The sequence below is a fragment of the Micromonospora sp. WMMD956 genome, assembly GCF_029626125.1.
In the GTDB taxonomy this organism is placed as follows: Bacteria; Actinomycetota; Actinomycetes; order Mycobacteriales; family Micromonosporaceae; genus Micromonospora; species Micromonospora carbonacea.
In genome coordinates, this window is sequence record NZ_JARUBI010000005.1 from 5,033,605 (window position 1) to 5,059,934 (window position 26,330).

The window sequence follows — 26,330 nt, forward strand, 5'->3', positions numbered from 1 at the left end:
GTGATGCGTCGGAAGACCTCCTGCCCCTACTGCTACCACCGGATCCCCGCCAAACGGCTCTGGTACCAGTGCAACGGCCGTGGCTCGGTGAACCGCACCGGATGTCGGCCCATCGTTGACGAAGCGCGGAAGACCGGGACCGGGTTCAAGGGCACCGTCCGGCCCTCCTTCCGCCCCGGCTGGTACCGGGTGCTGCCGGCCTTTCCCCGCCGGGCTGGTTGTCCGGATTGCGGATCGCTGACCGGCATCCGGGTCTGCCCCCGCTGCCACACCCCCCTCCCGGTCGGCTTCGACCGGTCCCGCAGCCCGCTGATCGCCATGATCGGCGCGAAGAACACCGGAAAGACGGTGTACCTGACCGTGCTCGCCAACGAGCTACGCACCACGCTGCGCCGTCGCTTCCACGCCGACGTGCGGTTCACCGGTGACGCCCAGGGCGGTGCCGGGTCGCCGTTGCAATGGCTGGAGCGGAACATCAATCAGGTCTATCAGCGGAGAAAGTTGTTCGGGGGGACCGCCGCGGCGGGCGACGCCGGCCGGCAGGAGGCGTTGGTCTTCGAGTGGCGGCAGGCCGGCCGGCGGACCCTGACCGGGCTGCGCTTCCGCACCACCTACCTCTCCTTCTACGACACCGCCGGCGAGGACCTCAGCAGCCAGGGCCGCTCCCGGACCCTGAGGTACCTCGACGCCGCCGACGCGCTGATCGTGCTCCTGGACCCGTTCACCCTGTCGCAGGCGGCAGACCGGATCACCGTTCCCAAGGGAGAAGGGACACGGGAACCGGCCATCACCGTGCTCGGTAACGTGACCGACACGCTGCGGGAGAGCCGGAGCATCCCCGGCGACAAGCCGATCCGCCTGCCGGTGGCGGTGGCGTTCGCCAAGATCGATGCGTTCTTCGACGCGCTCGGCAGCGACAACCCGCTCTTCGAGACGCCGGACGAGTCCACCGCCCACTACGACGAGACCGCCGGCCGGGACACGCACGAACAGGTCCGGGCGCTGCTGCACGAGTTCGGCGGGGACGAGATCGACAGCCACCTGAGCACCAACTACACCAACTTCCGCTACTTCGTGGTCTCGGCGCTGGGCGCCCCGCCGGACTACGTCAACCAGAAGGTGGACCCGGGCGGGGTACGCCCCTTCCGGGCGGCCGAGCCGCTGCTGTGGCTGCTGAGCCGCTTCGGCGTGGTGCGTGGTGAGGCGAGGCGTCGATGACCCCCGACCCACCGCCGCCGGCGAGCGGCTTCGAGGCCCTCGTCTACACCGACTGCCGTCCCGACCAAGGCTTGCAGGGCACCGCCGGATTCCAGTTCCAGGCCCGCTCCCCCGGGGCCGACCAGCAGGACATGGCCCTGGTCGAGCGGAACCTGCTCTACGAGGCCCCGACGAACTGGATGGGGGAGCGCCGCCCCGCCGACCGCTACCCGCCGTCCCTGGCCCACGTGCACGACGGCCACCGTTACGCCACGGCGGCCGGGTGTTATCTCGGCCGGGAGGCCAACGGGAACCGGGAGGGCAACCAGCTCACCCACGCCCTGCTCACCACCGACCCGGACGCCTACGGGCCGGTGCGTCCCGCCCAACTGTTCGGCGCCTCCTGCTGGACCCGGCAGCCGGCCCCCACCACGAGCTGCCCGCCGCCCGGCGAGGACTGGGAGCCGGGGCCGCTGGACGTCGCCCGGGCCCGGGACCTGGTCCGCACCACCCCGGGTGGGCGCGACCTGCTCGCCGACCTGGTCACCGTGCTGAGCCGGCTCGACCGACCCGACGCCGCCCGGGTGCTCTTCGTCTGCCCCGACCCGGCGCTGGTGCTGGGCTGGATCACGGCCGCCACCCTGCTGCTGCCGCAGCGGGTGGCGCTGACGATCGGCTTCAAGGTCTTCACCACCCGGCCGATGCACGCCAACCAATCGGTGCTCGCCGTGCATCCGGAGTGGGAGACCCCCCACCCCGCCGTCGACAACGACCAAGGCTTCGTGGTGGTGGACCTGACCCGCGACATCCGTACCCCGGTCGAGGCGACGCCGACGGCCCGCCGCTGGGCCGACCTCTTCCTCACCGCGGACCCGTACGACGTGGTCGACGCCGTCGAGGTCGCCGCCGACTCCGGGCTGCCGTCCGAGCAGGCCGTCGCGGTGGCCGCCGTGGCGGTGCTGGGACAGCCGCCGACCCCGCAGGAGGCCGAAGCGCTGGTCCGCTGGCTGCGCGGCGGCCCGACCCGGCAGGTACGCGACTACGGCGGCCCGGTGCTGGACACCCTCGTCGCCGAGGTGACCCGCTGGCCGGCGGAGGCGCTGGCCCTGCTCGACGAGATCGCCCACACCGGCAACCGGGCCGACCCGGGCAGCCCGTTGTGGGCCGCCGACCGGGTCGCCGCCGTCCGGCAGGCCCTGATCGCCGCCGAGCTGCGCCGGGCCGTCGACACCGGGCAGGTGCCCAGCGCCCAGCTCGACCCGCTGCCGCCGCGGATCTGGACCGGCGCGCACCAGCACACGGCGCAGCGACTGCTGACCGAGGAGCTGGGCCGGGCCGAGCCGGCGGCCTTCGAGGCGCTGTTGCGCGCCGCCCGCCGCTGCGGCCTCACGGTGCCCCTGCCGGCCGTACGCCTGGCGGCCCACGCCTTCGCCGTCGACTGGGCCGAGCACCCCGAACACGGGTACGACCCGGGCGGCTGGCCGGACGGGGAGGCCCTGGTCGACCTCCGCAACGACGTGTTGCGCGAGCGGGTGCGGCGCGACCCGGACCAGGCCGACGCGATCGCCGACGCCTGGTGGCGGGTGCTGGAGCCCGGGCTGACGGCGATCGACAGCCGGCTGGACGAGGCGGTGGTGGCCGCCGCCGTCCGGCACCTTCCGGTTACGCAGCGGCACGAGCTGGTCGACCACTTCCTCGTCGGCGCGGCGCAGCGGGGGCGGCCGGAGACCGTCGAACGGCTGGCCCGGATCCTGTTCCGGCGAGCGACGGCGGACCCGCACGAGCTGGGGCTGCTGGCCCGGAAGGCGCCGCCGGGCACCGTGCTGCCGACCGAGGCGGTCGCCGGGCTGCGCGAGAGCCTGCTGACCGCCCAACGGCTGCCGACCGAGGACCTGACGCTGGGGCAGCGGCTGCTGCGCCAGCGGCTGTTGCCGCCGGATCCGGAGCTGGTCGGGCTGCTGAAGGCCGACCAGGCCGTCGAGGAACTGGCGGCCGCCCTGACCCGGGCACGGGGAGCCGACGCGCGGTTGCGCTCCCGGCTGACCGCGTTGCCCCGCGCCGTGGTCCGCACCCACGACACCGAGCTGCTCTCCGCGCTGCTGGTGAACCGCCACCCGGCCGGGGTGCTGGAGCACCTGACGGCGCTGCCGGAGCTGGCGGCGGCCTACGCGCAGCGCCTGCTCGTCCTGGTCCGCCGGCCCGGGGAGCCGTGGCACGTGGCGGTCGCCTTCGCCCTGGCTGCCGACCCCAGCGCGCCGCCGGAGCTGGAGGCCGACCTCCGGCGTCAGTTGGCCCAGGGCGTCCGGCGCTGGCTGAGCAGGGCGGAGGAGCGACCGGTAGCTGCCGCCGAGGAACTCGTGACGGGGCTGCGCCGCCAACGGCTGACCACCTGGTGGCAGCAGCTGGTCGTCGACGCCCGCAAACCGGGTTTGCTGTCTCGACTCTGGCATCGGAAAGGGTGACCGATGGGCTACTACTACGACCCCTACGACCCCTTCTACCGCCGTCCGCTTCTCGACGGGGAGACCGTCAAGTGGCTGCTGGTCCTCGCGGCGGTCGGCGTCTACCTGTTCTTCTGCCTCCCGTTGCTCTTCCTCGCGCTGTTCCAGTTCACCGCCGTGGCCGTGCCCGTGCTGATGGCCGGCGGGGCCGGCTGGGCGATCATACGCACGATCATGTTGCTCGCGGGACGACGCCCGGTGCCGCTGTTCACCCCGGACCGGGAGGCGGCCCGCTCCGCCCGGCGTCGGCAGCGCAGGCCCTACCTCACCGTCGACCCGGCCTGGCCCAGCTACTGGGTCGGCCAGGTGTTCATCGACCAGTGGGAGGCGGTCCGCTGGGTCGTGCGGGACCTGCTGCCGCTGATGCGCTTCACCGGGCGACGCCTCGACGTCAGCAACCGCAAGAAGCTGCTGCTGCTCTGGCCCCTCTTCGCCATCTTCGGCGCGATCGGGATCGGGGTCGGCATGACGCTCGGAGTCGTGCTGGCCGTGGCGGCCAACCTGCTCGCCACCATGGTGATGCTGCTGCTCGGCGTGGTGACCACCGGGCTGCTGCGGCTCTACGAGCGGCTCCGGCAGCTTCGGCTGCGCGCCGCCGCCAGTTGCCCGGCCTGCTACCACGTCTCCCGGCTGCCGGCCTACCGCTGCCCCGGCACGCACCCGCAGGGCGGCGACCTGCACCGGGCGCTGCGCCCCGGCCGGCTCGGCCTGCTCCGGCGCACCTGCGCCTGCGGCACCGCGCTGCCGGTCACCCGGGGACGGGCCAGCCAGCAGTTGACGGCCCTGTGCCAGCTCTGCGGCCATCCGCTGCACCGGGGGGCGGCGGCGATCACCGACGTCCGGATCCCGGTCTTCGGCGCGACCTCCTCGGGCAAGACCCAACTGTTGACGAGCGCCCTGGTCGGGCTCACCGCGCTCTCCGGCACCCGGGACACCGTGGTCGAACTGGCCGACCGCGACAGCGAGCGGACCTACCGGCAGAGCGTCCAGATCGTCGACGGGACCGCCGCAGTGCACAAGACCAGCACCGACTGGGTGCCCTTCGCCACCACCCTGCTCCTGCGGCACCGGGGACGCGATGCTCTGCTGCACCTCTTCGACGCGGCGGGCGAGAACCTGACCGACCCGAACAAGAACGCCGGGTACGGATACCTGGACTTCGCCCGCACGCTGGTCTTCGTCCTCGACCCGTTCGCCATCCCGGAGGTCGGCGAGCAGCTGTCCTCGTTCCCGGAGATCGAGCGGCAGGCCAACGCGTCCCGGCACGACGCCGAGGACTCCTACAACGGCACGGTCAACCGGCTGCGTCGTTACGGGGTGGCTACCGAGCGGCAGCGGATCGCGTTCGTGCTGACCAAGGGCGACCTGTTGGCCAAGCTGCCGGTCGGCGTCGGCATCGAGCCGGGCCACGACGACCCGGCCGCGGTGCGCTGCTGGCTGGTCGACCGGCAGATGGAGAACCTGCTGCTCACCGCCGAACGCGACTTCGCCGAGGTCCGCTACTTCTGCATCAACGCGAAGGACACCGGCCGGCAGGGAGCCCTGGCCCCGATCGGCTGGCTGCTGCGCCGGGAACGGATCGCGCTGACCTGACGGAGACCCTCGCGGGCCGGCCCCCGTCGACCAAGGGCCCGGCCCGCACCGACTGAAGGAGCTGACATGTCCACCGAACCGATCCCACCCGGCTACCGCGGCGGCCGGGCCGTGCTCATCGTCGTCCAGATCCTCACCCTGCTCGCCCTGGTGGCGCTCACGGTCTGGCTCGCCGCCGAGGTGGTGCAGTCCGCCGACACGTCGGCCGGCACGCCGTGACCGGATACGACCCCGGCGTCCCGCTGGGCACCACCGGGCCGGGCGCGACCGGCCCGGCCCAGGCCGGGCCCACTCTCCTGGCCGACGTGGTCGAGCTGTTCCACCGCTACGTCGCCCTGGCCGACGACGACGCCGAGGCCGCAGAACTCCGCGCGGAGCTGCTCGGGCACCGCAGCGCCTGCGCCGCGCTGCCCGCCGGACCCGAGCGGGACATGGTCGCCCTCCACCTCGGGCTCGTCCTGGCCGACGGTGACCAGCCGGAGGACCTGCGCTCGGCGGTGGAGCTGCTGGCCGGCCCGGTCTGGTCCCTGCCCCCGGAGCCGGTGGTCGCCCTCGGCGCCGCGCGGCTGGCCTGGGCGCTGGTGCTGACCGGCGCTCCGCCGCAGGGCCCCACGCTGGTGGCCGCGGTCGACCGGGCGATGACGCTGATCGAGCCGGCCGAACGGTCGTGGTTCGCCGGGGCACTGGCCCGGCTCTGCGGCGAGCTGTACAGCAAGGCTGGCCGGCCGGAGCTGCGGGAGGCCGGCATCCGGCTGGCCGACGCCGGGCTGGCCGAGGCCGCCGGGGCCGACCCGCAGGTCGGCCTGGAGCTGCACTTCCGGCGGTTGACTCTGATGCTCTCGGGCCCCGACTGGCAGACGGTGGTGGGGTCCCGGCCGGCCGCGGTCACCGAGGCGTACCAGGCGTGGCGGGCGGCCGAGTCGTCCGATCCGCGCGACTGGCTGGCCGCCGTGCTGGCGCTGGCGGCCCTCCCGTTCTGGTTGCAGCGGCGTCCACTGTTCCCGCCGTCGGTGTGGCGGCAGCTGCACGAGCATGGCCGGCGGGCGAAGGACCTGCCGGCGACCGTCCGGCTCGGCCTGGCGGTGGTGCAGCGGTTGCTCGACGCTTCGGGCGTCGTCCCGGGCGAGCCTGACCCGTACGCCGGCGCGGACGATCTGGACCGGCTGCTTAAGGCGGGCGTCACCGACGAATCCGGCGAACTCGGTCGGGACGTCTCCCGCCTGGCCGGGAAGCTGCTGCCGGTTCTGGTCCTGCTGGACGCCCACCGCTCCGGTGACCTGGCGGCCCTGCACCGGGCCGAGGCGGCGCTGGCCGCCAGCGCCGACCCGTTCGTCGGTCGACTCGGCGCCATGATGACGGACCTGCGCCGGGCCGGCCAGAGCCCCGAACTGGAACGCCGGCTCCTGGACGAAGCCCGGCGGATGGCCGAGCAGGATCCCGGCGACGAGCAGAGCCGGCTGCTGGTTGACATGATGGAGTCGTTCCTCGGGGTCCGGGGCGCGCCGGCCCGCCCCGCGCCGGGACCGGGCGGGCCGGCGGCCCATCGCGGCGCGACCCGGCCGGCCGGACCTGCGGCGGCCACCGGCCCGGGCCCGACGCTCGACGTGCCGGCTCTCGGCCAGATGATGGTCCTGTCATCGGTGGCCGGCCGCTGGCGGGCCAACCGGGGCGATCCCGCCGTGTTGCGGCAGGCGGCCGTCGAGGTGGAGCGGCTGCTCGACGATCCCGCCGCCGGCACCCTGGTGATCGAGCCGGCCGTGGAGCTGCTCGCCGAGATACGGCTGGACCTCGCCCGGCTCACCCGACGCCGCGCCGACGCCGCCGAGGCGGTGCGCCAGGGCGAGCGGGCGCTCGCCGTCGTCGGCGGGCCCTACGCCGCCCGATGGCCCGGTGCCGTCCGGCGGCTGGCCGAGGCGCTGCGCCTGCGTTCCGGGGGTCTCGGCGCGGACCACCGTCGGTCCCGGGAGCTGGGACTGGCCGTGCTGCGCGGGTACGCCTGGCAGACCCTGTTGCAGTCGCGTACCGAGCACGCCGTCACCGCAGCGGCGCGGGCCGCCGCGGAGGCGGTGTACACGGCGGTGCAGTGCGTCCACGACGGCGCCCTCGACGACGCGGTCCGGGCCCTGGACGCCGGGCGGGGTCTGGTGCTCTACGCCAGCACCGCCGCGCGGTCGGTGCCGGCGATGCTGCGGGCGGCCGGCCGGAGCGACCTGGCCCGGCGATGGGGCGAGGCGGACCGGGCGGCCGACGCGGCGGCCGCTGTCGTGGGTGCGGACGCGCCGGACGCGGGGATCGTTCCGGACGCCCTGCGGCACCAGGTGCTGCGGGCGTTGACCGGGATCGAGCCGGATCGGCAGCCGGCGGGGAGTGAGGCCGTGGCCAGGTCCCGCCGGCCGGGTGTCCCGACCGGTGCCGCCGTGGCCCTGCTCGATCCGCCGTCCGTGGCGGAGATCCGCACCGCGCTGCGTGCGCAGCGGCTCGACCTGCTGGCCTACCTCGTCCCCGGACCGGGCCGGCAGGGCGGGCTGCTGGTGCTGGTGCCGGCCGAGGGTGCGGTTGCGGTGCTGCGCAGCGCGGAACTGCGCAGCGGGGCCGGGGAACTGCGGGACTATCTGCGGGCGCTCCGGGAACGTCAGAGCGCGCCGGAGGAGCGAAGCGCCGAGGCGGCCGTCCGTTGGCGGGACCATCTGGATTCGCTCTGCGACTGGGCGTGGCGGGTCGCCATGGACCCACTGATGCGACACCTGCGCCGGCAGCGGGGCGGACCGGTGCCCCGGATCGGTCTGGTGCCGATGGGCCCGCTCGGGGTGGTGCCCTGGCACGCCGCCCGCTGCTTCGAACGGGGCGTGCCCCGCTACGCGGTGCAGGATCTGGAGATCTCCTACGTCCCGTCGGCCCGCCTGCTGTGTCAGGGCGCGGAGCCGGTCGCCGGTGGTCACCACCGTAGGGTCACCGATGCCCTGATGATCGGGGAACCGGGTGGGGACGAACGTGTCGGCCGGGAGGCGAGGGCGGTCCGGGACGCCTTCTACCCGGGTCTGCCGCTGAACGTGGGGCCGGACGCCTCCGTCGCCCGCCTGCGGGACTGGCTGGTCCAACCGGCGGGCGGGCGGCTCCGTCTGCTGCACCTGGGCTGTCACGGCACGGTCGAGGTGGAACGGCCGTGGGAGTCGCGGCTCCAGCTGGCCGGTGGCGAGCACCTCACCGCGGGGCAACTGCTCGATCTGGGCCGGGACCGGGCGGCGCTGGTCGACCTGGTGCTGCTCGCCGCCTGCGAGACCGGCCTCACCGGCGCCGACTACGACGAGGTGTTCAGCCTGGCCACCGCCTTCCTGGTGGCCGGCGCGCGGTCGGTGGTCGGTAGCCTCTGGGCCGTCTACGACGACGCCACCTCGCTCGCCATGTTCATGATCCATCACTTTCTCCGCGACCGGGGGCTGCCCCCGGCCGCCGCGCTGCGGGCCACCCAGCTGTGGATGCTGGACCCTGACCGTCTCGCCCCCAGCACCATGCCCCCGAAGCTGCGCGAGCTGAGCATGCGACCGCGCTGGGCCAAGCCGTTCGCCTGGTCGGGCTTCATCCACCTGGGGGCGACGTCGGGCTGAGCCGGCAGCACCGGACCCGGTGGCGGCCGGGGGCGGTGGCTCCCGTGGCGGCGACGCTGCGGGGCGTCGAGGCGGGATGGGTGGCCAGCGGATGGATCTGCGGCGAAATACGCGGGTTGGGTCGGCAGAAAACTTGATTGATTCCAGAACAGTGGGCTAGGTTCGGGGGGTGACGCCCGACTTCGAGACCCAGCTCCGGGCGGTCTCGTTGCGCGTGACCCGGCCCCGGTTGGCGGTGCTCGCCGCGCTGCGCGACCACCCGCACGTCGACACCGACACGGTGATCGCCCTGGTCCGGGCCGACCAGCCCACGGTCTCCCACCAGGCGGTCTACGACGTGCTCCGGGCGCTCACCGACGCCGGCCTGGTGCGGCGCATCCAGCCCGCCGGGGCGACCGCCCGCTACGAGTGCCGGGTGGGGGACAACCACCACCACGTCGTGTGCCGCTCCTGCGGCGCGATCGCCGACGTCGACTGCGCCGTCGGCCATGCACCCTGCCTCACCGCCTCCGACGATCACGGTTTCGACGTCGACGAGGCAGAGGTCGTCTACTGGGGCACCTGCCCCGGTTGCGCGACCGCACGCACCGCCCAGCCAACCCAACGCACCGCCCAGTGACCAGCCAGTCCGGAAGGAAACCGATGAGCGACACCCAGGACAACGCGCCCGTCAGCGCCCAGGGCGTGGACAAGAAGGAGGCGGCCGGCTGCCCGGTCGCGCACGACTCCGTCACCGCGCAGGGCAGCGAGAGCGAGAACCCGGCGATCGACTCGCCGACGCCGAAGACGGGCGGGCGTCCCCGCACCAACCGGGACTGGTGGCCCAACCAGCTCGACCTGTCGGTCCTGCACGCCCAGTCGCCCAAGGGCAACCCGCTGGGGGCCGACTTCAGCTACGCCCAGGAGTTCGCCAAGCTCGACGTCGAGGCGCTCAAGCGGGACATCGTCGACGTTCTCACCACGTCGCAGGACTGGTGGCCGGCCGACTTCGGCCACTACGGCGGCCTGATGATCCGGATGAGCTGGCACGCGGCGGGCACCTACCGCATCGAGGACGGCCGCGGCGGCGCCGGCGACGGCGGCCAGCGGTTCGCCCCGCTCAACAGTTGGCCGGACAACGCCAACCTCGACAAGGCCCGCCGGCTGCTCTGGCCGGTCAAGCAGAAGTACGGCCAGAAGATCTCGTGGGCCGACCTGCTCGTGCTCGCCGGCAACGTGGCCCTGGAGTCGATGGGCTTCAAGACCTTCGGCTTCGGCTTCGGCCGCGAGGACGTCTGGGAGCCCGAGGAGATCTTCTGGGGCCCGGAGGACACCTGGCTCGGCGACGAGCGCTACGCCTCCGAGAAGGAGATGACGCCCGGCGTCGGCGCGACCGAGATGGGCCTCATCTACGTCAACCCGGAGGGCCCGCGCGGCAACGCCGACCCGGCCGCGGCGGCGCACTTCATCCGCGAGACGTTCCGCCGGATGGCGATGGACGACGAGGAGACCGTCGCCCTCATCGCCGGTGGCCACACCTTCGGCAAGACGCACGGCGCGGGCGTCGCCGACGACCACGTGGGCCCCGAGCCCGAGGGCGCCCCGCTGGAGGCGCAGGGCCTGGGCTGGCTGAGCACCCACGGCAGCGGCAAGGGTGGCGACACGATCACCAGCGGCCTCGAGGTGACGTGGACCGACAAGCCGACGCAGTGGAGCAACCGGTTCTTCGAGATCCTCTTCGGCTACGAGTGGGAGCTGACCACCAGCCCCGGCGGGGCGAAGCAGTGGGTCGCGAAGGACGCCGAGGCGATCATCCCGGACGCCCACGACCCGGCGAAGAAGCACAAGCCGACGATGCTGACGACCGACCTGTCGCTGCGCGTCGACCCGGCGTACGAGAAGATCTCGCGCCGCTTCCTGGAGCACCCCGACGAGTTCGCGCTGGCCTTCGCCAAGGCGTGGTACAAGCTGCTCCACCGCGACATGGGCCCGGTCAGCCGCTTCCTCGGCCCGTGGGTGCCCGAGGCCCAGCTCTGGCAGGACCCGGTGCCGGCCGTCGACCACGACCTCGTGGGTGACGCCGACGTGGCCGCCCTCAAGGCCAAGGTCCTGGCCTCCGGCCTCACCACCGCCCAGCTCGTCTCCACCGCCTGGGCGTCGGCCGCGAGCTTCCGCTCCACCGACAAGCGCGGCGGCGCGAACGGCGCGCGGATCCGCCTGGAGCCGCAGCGCGGCTGGGAGGTCAACCAGCCCGAGCAGCTCGCGACGGTCCTGGCGACCCTGGAGGGCATCCAGCAGGAGTTCAACTCGGCCGGCGGCGCGAAAATCTCGCTGGCCGACCTGATCGTGCTGGCCGGCTCGGCCGCCGTCGAGAAGGCGGCGCGCGACGCCGGGGTCGAGGTGACCGTGCCGTTCCGGCCGGGCCGCACCGACGCCTCGCAGGAGCAGACCGACGTCGAGTCGTTCCGGGTCATGGAGCCGCGCGCCGACGGCTTCCGCAACTACCTGCGCCCGGGCGAGAAGACCCAGCCGGAGGTGCTGCTCGTCGACCGCGCCTACATGCTCGACCTGACCGCGCCGGAGATGACCGTCCTCGTCGGCGGCCTGCGCGCCCTCGGCAACAACGTCGGCGGCACCGCGCACGGCGTGCTCACCGACCGGCCGGGCGTGCTCACCAACGACTTCTTCACCAACCTGCTCTCCCCGGGCACCCGGTGGAAGGCGTCGGAGTCCGAGGAGCACGTCTACGAGATCCGGGACCTGGCCACCGACCAGGTGAAGTGGACCGCGACGGCGGTCGACCTCATCTTCGGCTCCAACTCCCAGCTCCGCGCCCTCGCCGAGGTCTACGCCAGCGACGACGCCCGCGAGAAGTTCGTCGCCGACTTCGTCGCGGCCTGGACCAAGGTCATGGAGCTCGACCGGTTCGACCTGGCCTGATCCGCCGCTTCAACCGACGGGCCCCGGCCGATCGCTGACGATCGACCGGGGCCCGCCCGTCGCCGGGGCCGTCAGAACGGCCACCGGTCGCGGGACCCGGCCTCGACGAGGGGGATCATCGCGAACGCGGCGTCGGACAGGCCGCCGAACGTGTGCCGGTTGCCGCCCGTCGGCGCGTGCCCGACCCGGTAGCCGACCAAATTCCAGGTGTACGTCGGCACGTGCGCCGGCACCGCGCCCGTGACGTCGGGCGCGCCGTGCCAGTGCGCCTGCTCGTCGGTGAGGACGACCACCCGGTCGTGCCCGGCGTAGTGCCGCCGGATCGCCTGCTCGGTCTGGGTGCCGCCGCCGTAGAAGTAGCCGCCCTCGCGGAACCGGCGCACCGCCGCCAGCACCGACTCGCCCGCCACGGCCGGGAACACCCGGCTGGCGTGGGAGAACGACACCACCGTCGCGTCCCGGGCGCGGGCGGCCAGCGCGAGCCCGAACACGGTCGCCGCGTCCCAGCAGCGCAGCGTGCCGTCCCGGCTGAACGTGCTGTTCATCGACCCCGACGTGTCGATCAGGATCAGGGTGCGGCCGTCCAGGGCGGGCACGTTCGCCAGCGCCTGCTGCAACGCCCGCTCCAGCGGGTACGCCCACCGCAGGCTCGGCGCGGCGTTGTAGGCCGACAGGAAGCGCATCGGCAGCACGCGCGAGCGCGCGACCTCGCCCGGGTCGGTCAGCTTCGCCGCCACCGCCTCGGCGGCCGCGTCGCCGACGCCGGCCTGGTCGAAGTTGCGCAGGTTGCGCAGCAGCGCCAGGTAGCCCATGGTCGGGATGATGGCCTCCCAGGCGGCGGCGTCCATGGGGGCCTGCCGCCAGCCGGCGAGCGCCTCCCAGCTCATGCCGGCCGCGCCGAGCACCGCCGGGTCGGTGACCTCCTGTCGCCGCTGCACGGGCAGGGCCATCAGCTCGGCCCGGGCCGCGAGCACGGTCAGCGACTCCGGCAGCGGGTTGTCGCGCTTGTGCCGCCGGTCGATGGCGTGCCGGAACAGGTCGCCCTGCCGGGCGTCCCGCGCGACCGGGTGGGTCAGCTCGATGACGTCGCCGAACCGCACGGCGTCGCCCTCGGAGTCGTACCTGAGCAGGCTGCGCTCGTGGTAGAGCCGCACGACGGCGTCGGCGACGCCCCGCTTGACGGGCTTCGGCAGGGCCCGGCCGTAGCGGCCCAGCCAGTACGCCAGCGCCTCGCCCGGCTCGTCGGCGCGCTGCAACGCCGCCCCCACGACCGCCCGGGAGCCGGGCACCCCGGCCGCGACCTGCGCCCGGGCGCCCTCCAGCGCGGCCACCACGGACGCCGAGCGCAGCAGCGCGCCGGTGCGCAGCCACGGCACGAACCGCGCGAACCAGTCGGGGTCGGCGACCGCGACGGCGGCGACCAGCTCACGGAACCGGGCGTCCCGGTCGGCGGCGGCCTCGTAGAAGGTGTCGGCGCCGACCATGTTGGACACCGCGAGCAGGAACAGCTCGGCCCGCTGCCCGCGCAGGAAACCCGGCGCGCCCTCGGCGGTCATGGCCTCGGTGGCCGGGCGGTCGGCCCCGGGCCGGTGCCGGCGCAGCTTGAGGTTGAACCTGGCCATCACGTCCCCCGTGTCGGTCGAAGGCGGGGAGACGCCGGCACACCGCACACCCGAGATCGAAGTCGGCGACGGACTTGTGTCCGCTGCTCTGTCCGGTTGAGCTAGCACGCCGGGGCGTGCGGGGGACTCGAACCCCCAACCCGCGGATCCGAGAAGTAACCGTTGCCTGCGCACCGGGTGTGCGGCGTGCCGACGCCTCCCGAGATCAAATCGGCGACGGCGACTGGCCCTCGCGGGCCAAGGTGACCTGGGCCGCTGGTCGACACCGCCGAGAGGCGGTGGCGGGATTCGAACCCGCGTCTCCCCGTTGGAAGCGGAAGTAGCCGTTGCCTGCGCACCGGGAGGTGCCGGAGGAAAGAGTAGGGGAGCCCGGTGGGGCCGGCAAACGGTTTGGATCTCGTCGCCTCGTTGTACAATTTCTTGTACATCACGCCAGGGAGGCATCATGCGTATGGTCCCCTACTCGGAGGTCCGGCAGAACCTCGCCAAGCTGCTCGACCATGTGGTGGACGACGCCGAGGAGGTGGTCGTCACCCGGTCGGGTCGTGAGGCCGCCGTCATCATCTCGCTGCGTGAGTACGAGTCGCTGAAGGAGACGGCGTACCTGATGGCCAGCCCCGCCAACGCGCGCCGCCTGAACGAGGCCGTCGAAGAGCTGCGCAACGGGGGCGGGGAGATGCACGACCTGATCGACCCCGACGGCAGTGCAGGTGAGGCGTCGGCAGCGTGAAGGTCCAGTTCGCCAGCCGAGGGTGGGAGGACTACCAGGCCTGGCAGCGGGACCGCCCGATGCTCAAGCGGGTGAACACCCTGATCGAGGACATCCGGCGCAACGGCCACCAGGGCATCGGGAAGCCGGAGCAACTCCGGGGCAACTGGTCGGGATTCTGGTCGAGACGCATCGACCAGGAACACCGCCTGGTGTATCGGATCGTCGACGACACCGTGCAGATCGCGCAGTGCCGCTACCACTACGAGTGAAACAGCCGGTCGTCGACGAGATCGCCGTTGCTGCGCCGCGGCTCAGGCGGCGGGTGCCGCCAGGCGGATCGCCTCGACCGCGCCGTCGAGCCGCAGCGGCCCGGCGGCGTAGGGGACCAGCAGCGTGTCGCCCCGGCGCACCGGCAGGTCGTCCCGCTCGCCGGTGAGCCGCCCCGCGCCGGCCACCACGACCAGGACGGCGAAGCCCTGCGCCAGGCGGTCGCCGCCGCGCACCCGGTCGGCGGCGAAGAACTCGTCGGCGGCCTCGGGCAGCAGCCGCGCCCCGGCGCCCCGCAGCCCGGCGAGGCGCGCGGGCGTCCACGCGCCCCGGTCGACGCAGTCCAGGGCCAGGTCGTAGCCGAGGCCCAGGTGCCCCTCGGTCAGGCCGAAGCCCTCGTATTCCAGCAGCACCGAGTAGTCGGTCGGCTCCTGGACCTCGACCAGCAGGATGCCGTCGCCGATCGCGTGCGGCAGCCCGGCCGGGCAGAGGATCGCGTCGCCGGCCGCGACCGGGACCCGGTTGGTGGCGGCGAGCATCCGGTCGACCTGCTGGCCGGCGACCCAGCCGGCCAGCTCGTCGGCGGCGACGTCGCGGGCGAACCCCAGGTGGACGTACGCGTCGGGGCGCGCGGAGACGATCACCCACGCCTCGGTCTTCCCGTACGGGGAGGCGAGGTGCGCATTCGCGAAGCGGCGGTCGGGGTGCACGTGCAGCGGCAGCCGCTGGCCGGCGTCGAGCAGCTTCACCAGCACGCCGGTGTCGGTGCGGCGCGGGCCGAGCCACCAGCGCGGGTCGGCGGCGACGGCGTCGGCGAGCACCCGCCCGTCGGGCAGGGTGGACAGCCCGGCCGGGGCGAGCCCGAACCGGCTGGTCACGGAGCCCACCCAGTCCTCGGGGCGGTCGGGCAGCGCCGGCGCGTCGCGGAACCGCGCGATCCGGCCGTCCCCCCGGTAGAAGGTGTCGGGCTGGTTGGCGGGCAGCGCCTCGATGGTCATCGTTCCTCCTGTCGGACGAGCGCGGCGAGGAAGCCGCCGACGAAGGTGTCGCCCAGGCCGATGGTGGTGGGGTCGGCGACGTCGAGGGCGAACCCGGGGACGCAGTGGACCCGGTCGCCGAGCCGCTCGTGCAGCGCGGTGGCGAAGGCGACGGACTCGGGCCGGCGGGGCTGCCGGCGCAGCCGGTCGACGTCGGCGTCGGTGAAGTCGTCGCCGTGGGCGTAGCGGGTCGCGGCCAGCAGGGTGCCGGTGTCGAGGGCGTCGGCGTAGCGGCGGGCGTCCGCGCCGAGCGCCGCCGCCCAGTACTTCGTGTGCAGCACCAGCGTCGGCGCGGGGACGAGGGCGTGCGCGGCGGTGAGCGCGTCGGCGACCTGGTCGGGCGAGAGCAGGTCCACCGCACGCCCGAGGTAGGACTGCAACTCGTCCTCGTTGAGCCCGTACACGTCGATCGCGTCGAGCAGCGCGTCGCGGACCCGGCGGCTGAAGGCGGGCTCGTGGTAGGCCGCGTCCTCGAAGTAGGTCACCGCCCCGGGCGGCAGCCGCCGCATGTGGGCGCGCAGCTCGGCGAGCCGCCGGTCGAGTTCGGCCGCGTCGCGCATGGCGTTGAAGCCGGAGATCAGGAAGACGTCGGCCCGGCCGAGCCGGTCGCCGAGGTCGCCGGTGAGCAGCAGCGCGCTGTTGGCCGGGTCGTTGACGTAGATCAGCCGGTTGGGGAACGGCGCGGTGACGTCGAGGTCGCCGGCCCGGATCCGCAGGCCCTGGTGGTACTGGACGATCAGGTGGGGGTGGTAGGTGTCCGCGACGCCGCTGGAGACGTACGCGGTGCCGGCCGGCAGCAGCCGCCGGACGGTGTCGTTGACGCTGACCAGGTGCAGCGTCGACGGCACGCCCAGCCGGCTGAGCAGGATCCCGGCCCGCACGGAGGTGCCGCCCAGGGTCGTGCGGTGCGGGAACCGGTCGGCGAAGGTCTCCAGGGCCGGGGCGGCGGCGACGAAGTGCTCGCCGCCCCGGCCCTGGGCCACGTAGCCGAGGATGGACACCACGAGGTCCCGCTCGCTGTTCACGGCGGTCGGCGGCGTCGCCAGTTCGGCGGCGGCGATGCCGTAGTCGGTGACCAGCCGTTCCAGGACGTCGGCGGTCAGCGTCAGCTCCTGGTCGACGCAGCCGCCGAGGCCGAGGACCACCCGGGAGGCGTCGGCCATGTCAGTAGAGCGAGCCCTTGCCGGTGGCGCCGAACAGGTCGATCTTGTGCGCGGCGACCTCCTTCATGGCGTCGAGGCAGGCCGGCTGGATGGCGTTGGGCTCGCGCACCTTCGAGTCGCTGCCCAGCACCTCGCGCATCTTGTCGTGGTAGGCGACCTTGATGTCCGTCGAGATGTTGATCTTGTTGATGCCGATCCGGGCCGCCTCGCGGATCTCGTCGTCCGGGTTGCCGGAGCCGCCGTGCAGCACCAGCGGGATGCCCACCCGGCTCTTGATCTCCTTGAGCAGGTCGAGCTTCAGCTCCGGCTTGAGGTGCGCCGGGTAGAAGCCGTGGAAGGTGCCGATCGCGATGGCGAGGCTGTCCACGCCCGTGGTCTTCACGAAGGTGACCGCGTCGTCCGGGTCGGTGTAGATGATCTCGGCCGCGCCGGCCTCGGCGTAGCTGTCGTTGCCGCCGATCGTGCCCAGCTCGCCCTCCACCGACACGCCCAGGACGTGCGCGGAGTCGGTGACCTTCTTGGTGATGGCGAGGTTCTCGTCGAACGGCTTCAGCGAGCCGTCGATCATCACGGACGTGAAGCCGTACTGGAACGCCTGGAGCATCTGCTCGTAGGTCGCGCCGTGGTCCCAGTGGATCGCGATCGGGACGGTGGAGCTGTGCGCGCGCTCGATGATGCCGGTGATCATCTCGCGGCCGATGTGCCGCACCTCGTCGGGGTGGATCCCGACGATCAGGGGAGCGTTCTTCTCCTCGCTGATCTCCACGATGCCCCGGAACATGGCCCAGTCGCTGATGTTGAACGCGGGCACGGCGAAGCTGTGCTCGTTGGCGACGTCCAGGATCGTCTTGCCGGTCGTCAGCATGTCGGTGTTGCTCCTTAGTGCAGAGAGGGTGTGGTCAGGCCTTCACGGCGCCGGCGGTGAGGCCGCCGATGAAGCGCCGCTGGAAGAGGAGGAAGAGCACCAGGACCGGGATGGAGCCGAGGATGCTCATCGCCATCATCTGGTTCCACTCGTACGAGTGCTGGCCCATGAGCATCTGGATGCCGATGGGCACCGTGCGCATGTCGTTGGTGCGGGTCAGCGTCAGCGCGAACAGGTACTCGTTCCACGAGATCATGAACGTGTAGACCCCGACCGCGATGAGGCCGGGCACCGAGACCGGCACGAGGATGCGCCACAGCGCCGTCCAGCCGGTGCCGCCGTCGACCTTGACCGACTCGTCCAGCTCCTTGGGCAGGGTGTTCAGGTACGCGGTGGTCATGATGATCGCGTACGGCAGGGTGAACACCATGTGGGTGAGGATCAGGCCGGGGTAGGTGTTGTAGAGGCCGAGCGCGACGACGAGCCCGAAGTAGGGGATGACCAGCGTGATCGGCGGCACCGCCTGGACGCTGACGATCACGGCGTTGATGGTGCGCTGGAACGGGAACGTGAAGCGGCTGAACGCGAAGCCCGCCAGGACGGCGACCAGCAGCGTCAGCAGGGTCACCGCGCCGGCCACGATGTAGCTGTTGAGGAAGAACCGCAGCTGCTCGCCGTTGCCCAGGATCTCCCGGTACGCGTCGAACGAGAAGCCCTCGGTGATCAACTGCGGCGGGTTTGCGAAGACCTCCCCGTTGCCCTTGAACGAGGTGGAGAGCATCCACAGCACCGGTAGGGCGGCGAACAGCCCGCCGAGGACGAGGCCCGTGACGACGCCGGCCTTCGCGAGGGTGTGCCGCCGCTTGACGCCTGCCATCTCACCGCTCCCTTTGCTGCTGGCGTACGTAGAAGAAGGCCAGGACCATCGTCAGCAGCAGCACGATCACGGCGGCGGCCGAGGCGGTCGCGAACTCGTATTCGCTGAAGGCCTGCTTGTAGGTGAAGGTGCTGAGCATCTCGGTGGTGTTCAGCGGCCCGCCGCCGGTCATCATCCAGATCAGCGCGAACTGCTGGGAGGTCCAGATCAGGTCGAGCACCGCCATGCTGATGATCACGGGCCGCAGCTGCGGCAGCGTCACGTTGAGGAACCGCCGCAGCGGGCCGGCCCCGTCCACGGCGGCCGCCTCGTACAGGTCGGCGGAGATGCCCTGCAACGCGGCGAGCAGGCTGATCATGAAGAACGGGTAGCCCGACCAGACGTTGGCGAACGTGACCGCCCAGAGCGCGGTGCTCGGGTCGCCGAGCCAGTTCACGCCCTCCTGCACGAGGCCGAGCGTCTGGAGCACGTAGTTGACCACGCCGGCCGGGTCGAGCAGCAGCCGCCAGATGACCGCGATCACCGCGATCGTGAACAGCCAGGGCAGGATGTAGACGATCCGGAAGACCGCCTTGGTGACCCCGCTCAGCAACTGCGTGTTGAGCATCAACGCGAAGCCGAGGCCGAGGACCAGGTGGGCGACGGTGCTCACCGAGATGAAGACGGCGGTGTTCTTCAGCGCGACCAGGAAGTCCGGGTCGGTGAGCACCTTGGTGTAGTTGGCGAACCCGACGAAGACCGAGTTCTCCTGGACGATCACGTTGTCCCGGAACGAGTAGCCGACCACCATGACGATGGGGACGATCATCAGGACCACCATCAGCACGATGGTGGGGGACAGGTAGGCGTACGGGATCAGGCGCCGGGCCGGGTTGACGCGGGCCCGGCCCGGGGCGGGCCGCCCGGCCGGCGGCGCGACCGGCGGCGCGGTCACGGGCTCGACGTGCGCGGATGTCATCGCTGTCTCCTTGGTCGGGCGCCGCGCCGGTGGACCGGCGCGGCGCCCGGGTGGACTAACCGATCACCGAGGACCAGGACTCCTGCGACTTGGCCAGGGCGTCGTCGACGCTCTGCTTGCCGGTCAGCACGAGCTGGAGCTGCTCGTCGAAGCTGCGCATGAGGTCCTCGGCCTTGGGCAGGCCGACGAACTCGTTGGCGGGGTAGCCCTGCTTGTAGATGTCGAAGGCCGCCTTGAACAGCGGGTCGCTGTCGCTGAAGTCGGGCTCGGCGTTCTTGTTGCCGGGGAAGCCGTTGGCGATCGTGCTCAGCTTCGCGTTGGTCTCCTGGCTCATCAGGTAGGAGACGAACTTGAACGCCTCGGCCTTGTGCTTGGTGGAGTTGGAGATGCCGATGCCCCACGACGCGTACGGGATGCCGCGCTTGCCGGTGTAGCCGTCCTCGGCCGGCAGGGCCGCCACCTCGAAGTTCAGGTCCGGCTTGTTCTTCTTGATCAGGTTGATGTGCGCGAGCGAGTCGATCATCATGCCGACCTGGCCGTTGGTGAACTTCTCGACCTTGTCCTGCTCCTTCATGGTGAGGGAGCCGGGGGCGATGACGCCGGCGTCGTTGAGGCTCTTGACGTACTCGACGGTGCTCTTGACCTGGGGGCTGGTCAGGTTCGGCTTGCCGTCGGTCAGCATGCTGCCGCCCGAGGCCCACAGCCAGGACATGACGTCGTTCTGGATGCCGTTGGGCACGGCGGTGTCGAGCGGGAGCGCCCAGCCCTTGACGTTGTCGCCGGTGGCGCTGATCTTCTTCGCCGCGTCGAGGAACTCGCTGCGAGTGGCGGGCACGTCCGCGACGCCGGCCTTGGTCAACAGGTCCTTGTTGACGAAGAGCGGGTAGACGAAGTTGACCACCGGGATCATGTAGGTCTTGCCGTCGAGCTGGATCTGGCTGGCGAGCTGGCTGGCGTCGTAGTTCGCGTCCGTCATCAGCTTGGACATGTCGGCGATCGCGCCCTGCTTGGCGAAGTCGTTGACCCAGGCCCCGTCGAGGCCGACCACGTCGGGCAGCGTCTTGGACGCCGCGCCGGTGACGAGCTGCTGCTTGGTGGAGGCGTACGGCGCGCTGAGCAGCTTGATCTTGATGTTCGGGTTCTGCGCGGTGAAGTCGTTGATGATCTTGTCAAAGTCCCCGGCCGGGAGTTCGGCACCCCACCACTGGGCGAACTCCAGGGTGACGGTGCCGTCCGCGGCGGTGTCGCCCGAGTCGCCCGAGCCGCACGCCGCGACGGTGGCCACCGTCGCGGCCACGGTCACCGCCCCTATCAGTCGCTTCAGCCGGGTCGCGCGAGTCGTCATGGCGGGCTCCTTCTATATCTAGATCTTTCTGTTCTGTGCTGTGTTGGCGGCCACGTTAGCAGCGTGTTACGGATGTAGACAAGAGAAGAACGGCAGAAAACAGCGGAGTGCGGCACGGTGCCGCGCTGCAAGGTCGGCTGGGCGGCTGTCGGACCCGCAAGATCCCTGCTTGTGCACAGGTGAGGGGCGTCTCTGCGGCCCTGCCCAGGTGGGCTGCTCCCTGCTGTTCTGTGCGGTGATGCGCGTGACTGGGCCGCATTTGTGGCATACTGCCGCACTGATGGAGGGAGATCAGTGAGCGAGGACAGGGACGAACGGCAGCGCCACCTGCCCGCCGGGCGCAAGGCCCAGCTTGCCGCGTACGTCGCCGACGCCGGCCAGGTCACGGTGGGCGAGCTGGCGGAGCGCTTCGGCGTCTCCATCGACACGGTGCGGCGCGACCTGGACCAGCTCAGCGCCGAGGGCATCCTCGTGCGCACCTACGGCGGCGCGGTCAGCCTCGCCACGGTCTCCCGCACCGACCGGGCCGTCGACCAGCGGCTCACCTTCCAGGAGCGCGAGAAGGAGAAGATCGCGACGCTGGCCGCGGGGCTGGTCAAGGACGGCTCGACCATCATGATCAACGGCGGGACGACCACGCTCGCGCTCGCCCGCAACCTACGCCAGCACCGCGACCTCACGGTGGCGACGAACAACCTGCTGGTGCCCGGCGCGCTGCCGCCCACGGCCGTCCGCGACATCTACATCTTCGGCGGCGCGGTGCGCTCGCTCACCCTGGCCACGGTCGGCCCGGTCAGCTTCCGCGCCAACACCCGCGCGGAGCTGGACGTCAGCTGCGACCTGGCGCTGATCGGGGTCGGCGCGGTCGACGCCGACGCCGGCTACACGACGAGCAACCTCGCCGAGGCCGCGATGATGCAGGAGATGCTCTCCCGCGCGACCCGGGTGGCGATCCTCGCCGACTCGTCCAAGTTCGGCCGCCGGCTGTTCGCCCAGGTGTCGGAGCTGGGCGTCGCCGACTACCTGGTCACCGACCGGATGCCGGCACCCGAGCTGCGGGACGCCCTGGCGGCGAACGAGGTGGAGCTGGTCGTCCCGGCGACCCCGCCGCGACCGCGCGAGGCGAAAGGCTAGGCCCGGGGCGAGGCGACGGCGCGCGGCCGCAGGCCAGGCCCGCCGCGACCGCGCGCGCCGCAGGCCAGGCCCGCCGCGACCGCCACCGCGCGAGGCCGGCGGCCCCGGCGGCTCAGGCCCAGGGCAGCCGCGACCGGTCGGCCCAGTAACGGTCGGCGGGCACCGCCAGGCCCGCCCACCGGGCGGGGTCGCCGGTGGGCTCCTCCTCCGCCCGCAGGTTCGAGGCCAACTGGTCGGCGGTCGCGGCCCCGGAGAGCACGACGGTCGCCCACGGCTGGCGCAGCGCGGCGGCGAGGGCGGCGGCGTCGCCCGGCGCGTGCCCGCCCACGGCGAGGCGGCCGTTGGCCAGCGCCTCCTTCACGAGCACCAGGCAGCCGGCTGCGTGCGCCTCGGCCAGCGCCGGGCCGGCACTGGGCTCCAGGAGGTTCCAGGTGGCCTGCACGCTGCGGAACAGCGGCCGACCGTCGACCCGCACGCCGAGCGCCGCCCGGACCGTCTCGACCTGCGCCGGGCCGCTGGTCGACAGCCCGACGACCGTGCCTGCGGCGGAGAGGTCGGCGAGCCGCCGGTGCAGGCCCGTGTCGTGCAGCGCGGGGCTGTCCGGGGTGACCGAGTGGATCTGGTAGAGGTCGAGGCGGTCGCCGAGCAGCGCGCGTGTCTCGCCGAGCTGCCGGGTGAACGTGGCGACGCCGTGGTCCTTGGTTTCGTGCACCTCGGCGTCGACCCGCCACCCGGCCGTGTAGGTGTAGCCCCACTTGCTGCCGACGACGACGTCGTCCGCGTCCGGCCGGGCGTGCAGCCACTGGGCGAGGAACTCCTCCGCCCGGCCGTAGGAGCGGGCGACGTCGACATAGCGGACGCCGGCCGCGTACGCCCGGTCGAGCAGCTCGTGGGCGCGGGCCCGCATCGCCTCGACGGAGCGTTCGGCCGGCAGGTCCGTGGCCCGGCCGAGATTGATGTAACCCGGCCGGCCGACGGCCGCCAGCCCCAGCCCGATGCGCGAGGCCCCGGCCAGCCGCTCGACGATGTCCATGGCCCCCATCTAACACGCCGGCGCGACGTCCACCCCGGTGAGCTGCGCGGAGCGGGCCATCTTCCTCGACGGCGTCCGACCCGGCGGCGGTCAATCCGGTTGACCGGCCCGTCGCCCCGGGACATGCTGCCGGCGGGCGGCAGGCGAGCCGACCGGATCGGAGGGCGAACGGTGAGCGGCACGCAGGACGGTCACGTCGCGATCGTCACGGGGGCCAACCACGGCATCGGCGCGGCGGTCGCCCGGGCGCTCGCCCGGGAGGGCTGCGCGGTGCTCTGCGCGTACTGGCCGGTGCACGACCCGGCCGACGCCGGCCTGCCCGACGAGTACCGCCGGAGCCGGGCCCGCGACGCCGGGGCGGTGGTGTCGGCGATCCACCAGGCCGGCGGCCGGGCGCTCGCCGTGGCGCAGGACCTGCGGGCCCCGGAGGCCGCCGGCCTCCTCTTCGACGCCGCCGAGGAGGCGTTCGGGCCGGTCGACATTTTGATCAACAACGCGACCGGCTGGGTCGCCGACAGCTTCGCCCCGGCCCCGGCCGACCGGCACGGCCGGGCGCTGCAACCGGTCACCGCGGCCTCCTGGTCGCAGCAGTTCGCCGTCGACGCGATGGCGCCGGCGCTGCTGATCGGCGAGTTCGCCCGCCGGCACGCGGCGCGCGGCGCGCGCTGGGGGCGGATCGTCGGGCTGACCTCCGGCGGCAGCGGCGGCTTCCCGCAGGAGGTCTCCTACGGCGCGGCCAAGGCCGCGCAGGAGAACTACACGATGTCGGCGGCGGCGGAGCTGGCCCCGCTCGGGATCACCGCGAACATGGTCCACCCGCCGGTGACCGACACCGGCTGGATCACCGACTCCGTCCGACGGTACGTCGCGGACAGCGGCACCCGCGTGGCCAGCCCGGAACAGGTCGCCGAGGTGATCTGCCAGCTCGTCTCCGACGCCGCCGCCCTGATCAGCGGCAACCGTATCCAGCTGCGCTGATCCCGCAGCTCGGAACGGGTCCCCACGCCGTGCGCATCCGTGAGAGCCTGGCCGCACCTCGTCCCGTCTTCCCCCGACCGGAGGCATCCGTCATGCACCCGCACCCCGCCCGACGCTGGCTCGCCGGGCTGGCCGTGGCCGGCGCGCTCGTCGCGACCTCCGCCGGCACCGCCGTCGCCGCGGCACCGGCCGACGAGGTGGCGCTCTACGCCAACGACGTGACCGTCGCCTCCGGTGGCCCGCAGAAGTGGGTCTCGCTGCGCGCGCTGCCCGACCGGGCCTTCGGCACGTACACGGTGCGGGTGGACCGCAGCGCGGTCGCCGCGTTCGCCGAGGTCGCCGAGGACGACCGGGGCTCCTGCACCACGGCGGGCGACGTCATCACCTGCTCGATCACCGACGACGGCGAGGATTCGAGCCTGGTCAGCCTCGCGGTGAAGGCGCGGGCGGGCGCGGAGCAGGGCCGGCAGGGCACCCTGGCGTTCACGGTGACCGCGCCCGGCCTGGGCCCGGCGACGTACGAGTCGACCGTCAGCACGGGCGAGGGGGTCGACCTCGTCGCCGGAGGGCAGCTCTCGCTCGACGGCCGGCCCGGCTCCCGGGTCGACGTCCCGCTGGCGGTGACGAACCGCGGCACGACGACCGCGCGCGGCGCGGTGCTGTACCTCTCCGGCTCCTACGGGTTCACCCCGGGCAAGCGCTACCGCAACTGCGAGTACGCCGACCCGGCCCTCGACGACAGCAGCTTCGCCTGCACCTTCGACGACGAGCTGGCCCCCGGCGCGACGGTCCGGGTGGACCCGACGTTCGGCGGGACGATCCCGGCCGACGCGTGGGCCCCGAACCTGCACCACAGCTTCGCCGTGTGGTTCACCCCGGCCGACTGGGCGGAGTTCCGGGCCCAGTACGGTCCGGCCGAGCCATTCGGCCGCAAGGGCGCCGACGCGGCCCTCGAACTGGTGCCGGCCGGCGGCGCGCAGGCCCGCGCGGCCGGCCAGACCGACACCGGCCCCGTCGACAACGAGACCCGGGTCACGCTGACCGTCGCCGGCGACCAGCGCGGCGACGCCGCCGCCCAGGGCGCCACCGTCACCGGCGCGGTCGGGGCCACCGTGCCGATGACCGTCGGCTACCGCAACAACGGCCCGGCGCGCGTCGGGCCCAACGGCCAGCGCGGGCTCAACGTCGCCACCATCGTGACCCTGCCCGACGGCGTCACGGCCGTGACGGTGTCGAAGTCCTGCGTGGACCCGGACGAGGACGAGTGGCAGCCCGGCAAGCCCGGCGCGCGGGTCTACGAGTGCTCCGCCCGGGGCACGATCGGCGAGGGCGAGCGGGTGACGTTCGAGTTCGCGCTGCGGATCGACCGGGCCGGCAGCCGGACCGGCACGGTGAAGCTGCACACCTTCGACGGCGACGGACCGGTCAAGGACCTCGACCCGACCAACGACACCGCGAAGATCACGGTCGGGCAGGCCGGCGGCACCGGGGGCGGCGACGACGGCTCGCTGCCGATCACCGGTGCGCCCACCGGCCTGATCGCCGGCCTCGGCGGGCTGCTGGTCGCCGCCGGCGCGGGCGGCTATTTGCTGGCCCGCCGTCGCCGCACCCGCTTCGTCGCCTGATCCGCCGGGTCGGCCACGCCCGGAGTCGTCGCTGACGCGAGGACTCCGGGCGGTCGGGGCCGGCAGCCTCAGCGGGCGGCGACGCCACGACCCGTCGCGTACGCGGCGCGCCACCACCGGCGGGGGGCCAGCGCGGCGGCGACGGGCGCGAGCACCGCGGCAAGCGCCGCGCCGCTGGACAGATCCCGGGGCAGCCACAGCACGTTGTCGCCGATGCCGGACGCGTGCGCGACGACCGCGATGGCGTAGGCGACCAGGAGGGCCGCCGCGACCACCCCGCCCCGGCGCGCGACCCGGCCCCGGGTTCCCCGCCCGGCGGAGACCGCGACCGGCCGCGGCGCGGGCAACGGGGCCGGAACCGAGGCCGAGACCGAGGCCGAGACCGGGGTCGGGGTCGGGGTCGGGGGATTCGGCCGGGCCGGGGCGCGCCGCGCGCCGACGAGGCGCTCCTGCACCCCGAGCAGGCCGCGGATCGCCCAGGCCAGCGTGGGGACGACGAGCAGCAGGATGCCGCCGCCGTGCACCACCCACGCGCCCAGCAGCGTCGGACCGCCCCAGGCGTTGTCGTAGGTGCTGGCCCAGACCCCTCCGCCGGAGTTGCCGCCCAGCCCTATGTACCTGCGGAGCGGGTACGCCACGTTGATGAAGGTGAGGCCGAGGAGCGTCGCGGTGAGGGCGGCGTTCGCCAGGGCGATCGGCACGGCCAGCAGGCCGCGGCCGAACCGGCGGGACGCCAACGCCCGCCCCACCTGCGGCAGCCCGGTCACGACGCGGGCCAGCCGCCGCCACATGACGGGCCCGTACGTCTGCCGGGCGAGGCGGCGCATTCCGCCTACGAATCTGCTCATGTCGGGAAGTCTTCCGCCCCCCCGGTGGGGCGGACCATCCGGTTCTTCCCT

At 73.1% G+C, this 26,330-nt stretch carries 21 protein-coding genes; 12 read left to right on the forward strand and 9 right to left on the reverse strand.

The window, feature by feature from the left end; genetic code table 11:
* The first annotated feature begins 3 nt into the window (after positions 1-3).
* From O7628_RS22775 to katG, 7 genes are all read left to right on the forward strand, one after another.
* Positions 4-1,218, forward strand: coding sequence for a hypothetical protein (locus tag O7628_RS22775; protein ID WP_278133485.1), 1,215 nt, complete (start codon positions 4-6; stop codon positions 1,216-1,218).
* Entirely contained in the window at positions 1,215-3,659 is a 2,445-nt protein-coding gene (locus O7628_RS22780; RefSeq protein ID WP_278133487.1) for a GTPase-associated protein 1-related protein, read from the forward strand. The genes O7628_RS22775 and O7628_RS22780 overlap by 4 nt, the downstream gene beginning before the upstream one ends.
* Positions 3,660-3,662: 3 nt before the next feature.
* The gene (locus tag O7628_RS22785) at positions 3,663-5,291 is read left to right on the forward strand and encodes a hypothetical protein (protein ID WP_278133488.1); all 1,629 of its coding nucleotides are present in this window, start codon (positions 3,663-3,665) and stop codon (positions 5,289-5,291) included.
* Between the two features lie 66 nt (positions 5,292-5,357).
* Positions 5,358-5,510 carry a hypothetical protein gene (locus O7628_RS22790; protein ID WP_278133490.1) on the forward strand — a complete coding sequence of 51 codons (153 nt, stop codon included), beginning with the start codon at positions 5,358-5,360 and terminating at the stop codon, positions 5,508-5,510.
* Entirely contained in the window at positions 5,507-8,896 is a 3,390-nt protein-coding gene (locus O7628_RS22795) for a CHAT domain-containing protein (protein WP_278133493.1), read from the forward strand. The genes O7628_RS22790 and O7628_RS22795 overlap by 4 nt, the downstream gene beginning before the upstream one ends.
* A 169-nt stretch (positions 8,897-9,065) precedes the next feature.
* Positions 9,066-9,515 (forward strand): Fur family transcriptional regulator, encoded by a 450-nt coding sequence (locus tag O7628_RS22800; RefSeq protein WP_043962656.1) that lies wholly within the window; start codon positions 9,066-9,068, stop codon positions 9,513-9,515.
* 23 nt (positions 9,516-9,538) lie between these two features.
* Positions 9,539-11,815 (forward strand): catalase/peroxidase HPI, encoded by a 2,277-nt coding sequence (gene katG, locus O7628_RS22805; RefSeq protein WP_278133496.1) that lies wholly within the window; start codon positions 9,539-9,541, stop codon positions 11,813-11,815.
* 71 nt (positions 11,816-11,886) lie between these two features.
* Here the strand turns inward: katG and O7628_RS22810 are convergent, their stop codons facing one another.
* Positions 11,887-13,437, reverse strand: a complete 1,551-nt coding sequence (locus tag O7628_RS22810) for a TROVE domain-containing protein (RefSeq protein WP_278133498.1) — start codon at positions 13,435-13,437, stop codon at positions 11,887-11,889.
* Positions 13,438-13,882: 445 nt separating this feature from the next.
* Between O7628_RS22810 and O7628_RS22815 the strand changes: the two genes are divergently transcribed.
* Together O7628_RS22815 and O7628_RS22820 are read left to right on the forward strand one after the other, a co-directional pair.
* The gene (locus tag O7628_RS22815) at positions 13,883-14,167 is read left to right on the forward strand and encodes a type II toxin-antitoxin system prevent-host-death family antitoxin (protein WP_278133500.1); all 285 of its coding nucleotides are present in this window, start codon (positions 13,883-13,885) and stop codon (positions 14,165-14,167) included.
* Positions 14,164-14,418 carry a Txe/YoeB family addiction module toxin gene (locus O7628_RS22820; RefSeq protein WP_077936960.1) on the forward strand — a complete coding sequence of 85 codons (255 nt, stop codon included), beginning with the start codon at positions 14,164-14,166 and terminating at the stop codon, positions 14,416-14,418. Before O7628_RS22815 ends, O7628_RS22820 begins: the two co-directional genes overlap by 4 nt.
* A gap of 42 nt (positions 14,419-14,460) precedes the next feature.
* On the opposite strand, the gene O7628_RS22825 is transcribed toward O7628_RS22820, so the two are convergent.
* The 6 genes from O7628_RS22825 to O7628_RS22850 are packed head-to-tail and all read right to left on the reverse strand — an operon-like array spanning position 14,461 to position 20,661.
* Entirely contained in the window at positions 14,461-15,414 is a 954-nt protein-coding gene (locus tag O7628_RS22825; RefSeq protein ID WP_278133502.1) for a class I mannose-6-phosphate isomerase, read from the reverse strand.
* Entirely contained in the window at positions 15,411-16,616 is a 1,206-nt protein-coding gene (locus tag O7628_RS22830) for an ADP-dependent glucokinase/phosphofructokinase (RefSeq protein ID WP_278133504.1), read from the reverse strand. Before O7628_RS22830 ends, O7628_RS22825 begins: the two co-directional genes overlap by 4 nt.
* Position 16,617: 1 nt before the next feature.
* Complete coding sequence (locus O7628_RS22835; RefSeq protein WP_178064044.1) at positions 16,618-17,481, reverse strand: ketose-bisphosphate aldolase; 864 nt, start codon at positions 17,479-17,481, stop codon at positions 16,618-16,620.
* 34 nt (positions 17,482-17,515) lie between these two features.
* Positions 17,516-18,358 carry a carbohydrate ABC transporter permease gene (locus O7628_RS22840; protein ID WP_178064045.1) on the reverse strand — a complete coding sequence of 281 codons (843 nt, stop codon included), beginning with the start codon at positions 18,356-18,358 and terminating at the stop codon, positions 17,516-17,518.
* Position 18,359: 1 nt separating this feature from the next.
* A complete protein-coding gene (locus O7628_RS22845; RefSeq protein WP_278133506.1) occupies positions 18,360-19,316 on the reverse strand; it encodes a sugar ABC transporter permease in 957 nt (318 codons plus the stop codon).
* 55 nt (positions 19,317-19,371) lie between these two features.
* Positions 19,372-20,661: a sugar ABC transporter substrate-binding protein gene (locus tag O7628_RS22850; RefSeq protein ID WP_278133508.1), complete on the reverse strand. Its 1,290-nt coding sequence runs from the start codon at positions 20,659-20,661 to the stop codon at positions 19,372-19,374.
* Positions 20,662-20,955: 294 nt separating this feature from the next.
* On the opposite strand from O7628_RS22850, the gene O7628_RS22855 reads away from it, so the two are divergent.
* On the forward strand, positions 20,956-21,795 hold the full coding sequence (locus tag O7628_RS22855; RefSeq protein WP_278133510.1) for a DeoR/GlpR family DNA-binding transcription regulator: 840 nt from the start codon (positions 20,956-20,958) through the stop codon (positions 21,793-21,795).
* Positions 21,796-21,907: 112 nt separating this feature from the next.
* Here O7628_RS22855 and O7628_RS22860 read toward each other — a convergent pair whose 3' ends face one another.
* The gene (locus O7628_RS22860) at positions 21,908-22,828 is read right to left on the reverse strand and encodes an aldo/keto reductase (RefSeq protein WP_278133512.1); all 921 of its coding nucleotides are present in this window, start codon (positions 22,826-22,828) and stop codon (positions 21,908-21,910) included.
* Positions 22,829-22,999: 171 nt separating this feature from the next.
* Here O7628_RS22860 and O7628_RS22865 point away from each other — a divergent pair, with 171 nt between their 5' ends.
* Together O7628_RS22865 and O7628_RS22870 are read left to right on the forward strand one after the other, a co-directional pair.
* Positions 23,000-23,806, forward strand: a complete 807-nt coding sequence (locus O7628_RS22865) for an SDR family NAD(P)-dependent oxidoreductase (RefSeq protein WP_178064050.1) — start codon at positions 23,000-23,002, stop codon at positions 23,804-23,806.
* Between the two features lie 92 nt (positions 23,807-23,898).
* A complete protein-coding gene (locus O7628_RS22870) occupies positions 23,899-25,431 on the forward strand; it encodes a cell wall anchor protein (protein WP_278133514.1) in 1,533 nt (510 codons plus the stop codon).
* 68 nt (positions 25,432-25,499) lie between these two features.
* Here O7628_RS22870 and O7628_RS22875 read toward each other — a convergent pair whose 3' ends face one another.
* Positions 25,500-26,279 carry a hypothetical protein gene (locus tag O7628_RS22875; RefSeq protein WP_278133515.1) on the reverse strand — a complete coding sequence of 260 codons (780 nt, stop codon included), beginning with the start codon at positions 26,277-26,279 and terminating at the stop codon, positions 25,500-25,502.
* Positions 26,280-26,330 lie beyond the last annotated feature (51 nt).